Annotated in this window: 3 protein-coding genes and 1 pseudogene; 2 read left to right on the plus strand and 2 right to left on the minus strand. The window is 34.8% G+C overall.

Annotation, left to right across the window (positions count from 1 at the left end; genetic code table 11):
* Positions 1–104 precede the first annotated feature (104 nt).
* A pseudogene (locus RHOW815_RS09230) lies at positions 105–194 on the plus strand (transposase); the annotation flags it as partial.
* 130 nt (positions 195–324) lie between these two features.
* Here RHOW815_RS09230 and RHOW815_RS08135 read toward each other — a convergent pair.
* On the minus strand, positions 325–495 hold the full coding sequence (locus RHOW815_RS08135; RefSeq protein ID WP_215217785.1) for a transposase family protein: 171 nt from the start codon (positions 493–495) through the stop codon (positions 325–327).
* A gap of 71 nt (positions 496–566) precedes the next feature.
* Here RHOW815_RS08135 and RHOW815_RS08140 point away from each other — a divergent pair, with 71 nt between their 5' ends.
* Entirely contained in the window at positions 567–947 is a 381-nt protein-coding gene (locus RHOW815_RS08140) for a hypothetical protein (RefSeq protein WP_215217786.1), read from the plus strand.
* A gap of 16 nt (positions 948–963) precedes the next feature.
* On the opposite strand, the gene RHOW815_RS09495 is transcribed toward RHOW815_RS08140, so the two are convergent.
* Positions 964–1177, minus strand: a 214-nt coding sequence (locus RHOW815_RS09495; RefSeq protein WP_502757473.1) for a transposase, incomplete at its 5' end; no start/stop codon positions are given.

Below are 1177 nucleotides of genomic sequence, written 5' to 3' on the forward strand. Positions count from 1 at the left end.
TCCTTGCTTGCTCATGTCATCTGTCTTTAGTTAAAAAATAAAAAGATCTGGTATCATAGCGAAAATTTATATTCAATTCAAGATAGGTTCATGCGAGATCAAAAAAAAATAAAAAACTAGAAGAGTTTCTGATGTCTTCTAGGATTAAAGTGCACTATCTCCCTCCTTATTCGCCGAATTTGAATCCTAGTTGAACGCTCAGGGCTTACGCATGAAGAATTTCCTTTGCACCTACCAGATCTAATAAATAATCTTTACGACATGATGCAATGAAGCGCCGTTTACGTAAACTGACCTTGCTTGTCTTATCTTTTTGTAAAAGATTTAAAGTAGCCCCAAGCTAAAGCCCATGTAATCATCTTGTCCACATAGCATGGCTAGGATAGATGTGCTGATAATATCATGAAGGCTATATAGTTGATTGCGCGCCTTTCTTGGGTCTGGTAATTTCGAAAAATGCATCATAATAGATGAAGAATGAATGAATCCTTCCATTTTATACTCCTTATGAAAAAGGAGCCAGAATCATTTTTTATCTCTCAATTATCAAGCAAAATCTTCATGCGTTGGCCCTGGTTGAACGCTTGTGGAAGATCTTAAGGGAAAAGACGGTATACAATCGATATTACGAAACGTCGGTGAATTTTTTTCAGGCAATTAGAGGATTCTTCTTAGAAGAGATACCGAAACTAACAGATGTTTTGAAATATAGGATTAACGACAAGTTTCAAGTCGTTAACTTGAAACTTGTCGTTAATCCTATATTTTTCTATTTGAATCGGAACCACTATAATACAATCTTGTTATCTATAAGCTACTCTTATGCCCAATTTTTAAGACTTCTTATAGTTTTTTTTTACTTACTGTTAAAATACTTATTTGTTACACTACAACATCTTTTTAACCGGGCCCTTTCAACCTTGAAGTGCACAAAAAAGAACATATAAATACTTGAAAAAACATCTATTGTGCACCCGAGCATAGCATGTTTGTAGATAATCTCGTAAACACTTCTAGTGGAGTTTCGAAGTTGAGAGCCTTTCTAGGTCTGTTATTTAGTAAAGTTTCCACCCTTTCTATATCCTTGGAAGTCGTATCTAAAAAGCTTTGTGTTTTAGGAAAATATTGCCTAACTAGTCCGTTTGTATGCTCATTTAAGCCTCTTTCCCAAGAATGG

This window comes from Candidatus Rhabdochlamydia sp. W815 (assembly GCF_018642185.1).
Taxonomy (GTDB): domain Bacteria; phylum Chlamydiota; class Chlamydiia; order Chlamydiales; family Rhabdochlamydiaceae; genus Rhabdochlamydia; species Rhabdochlamydia oedothoracis.

Bases quoted from the DNA above. Each gene is read 5' to 3' on its own strand.
- RHOW815_RS08135 (WP_215217785.1), bottom strand. From the start codon at position 495: ATGGAAGGATTCATTCATTCTTCATCTATTATGATGCATTTTTCGAAA.